This window comes from Methylobacterium sp. CCH5-D2, assembly GCF_001556475.1.
Classification (GTDB): Bacteria; Pseudomonadota; Alphaproteobacteria; order Rhizobiales; family Beijerinckiaceae; genus Methylobacterium; species Methylobacterium hispanicum.
Genome location: NZ_LSIX01000284.1, coordinates 1 through 676 on the forward strand (window position 1 = coordinate 1; position 676 = coordinate 676).

The following is a 676-nucleotide window of genomic DNA, read 5'->3' on the forward strand; positions in this document are numbered from 1 at the left end:
GGGTCCCCTCTTGCGGGACTTCGTCCCGGCCCCCCCTGCTGCGCAGGGTACCCTCTCCCGCAGAGGGGGGAGGGAGAGCGTGGGGGCCACCTACGCTCTATGGATCCCTCATACGGAGGAGAGGTGGGCGGCCCGTGCGCGGGCTCCGGCTCTCCGCCGCGCTTCTCGCCGCCCTGGCTCCCGCGGCGGCTCGGGCCGCCGATCCTCCGGCCACCCCGCCCGGCGGCCCGCCCGCCTTCATCGACTGGTCGGGCCCCTATCTCGGCCTGCAGGGCAGCGCGGGCGGCTCGTTCGGCGCGCTGAACTTCGGTTCGACCACGGTCGGCGGGCGCGCCATCCCCGACTTCCGCACCGGCGACGCCACCGGCCGCTCCGACCGCGGGCGCGAGGCGACGACCGCCGTCGGCGGCGTGTTCGGCGGCTGGAACCGACAGAGCGGCCCCTGGCTCTACGGCATCGAGGCCGACGTCTCGGCCGCGAACCTGAAGCGGCCGGTCGGCTCGAACGCGCTGCGCCTCGGCTACGAGGACGCGGACGCGGCCTTCGACCCGATCCGCGCCAAGACCGATTTCTACGGCCTGCTGCGGGGCCGCGTCGGCTACAGCTTCGACCGGGCGCTGGTCTACGCGACCTTCGGTCTGGCGGGAGCGACGACGCGCATCCTGGCGATCTACCC

1 pseudogene is annotated in these 676 nt (G+C 74.9%); it reads left to right on the forward strand.

The features are described 5' to 3' along the window. Positions 1–134: 134 nt before the first annotated feature. Positions 135–676: pseudogene (locus AX737_RS07660) on the forward strand (porin); the annotation flags it as partial.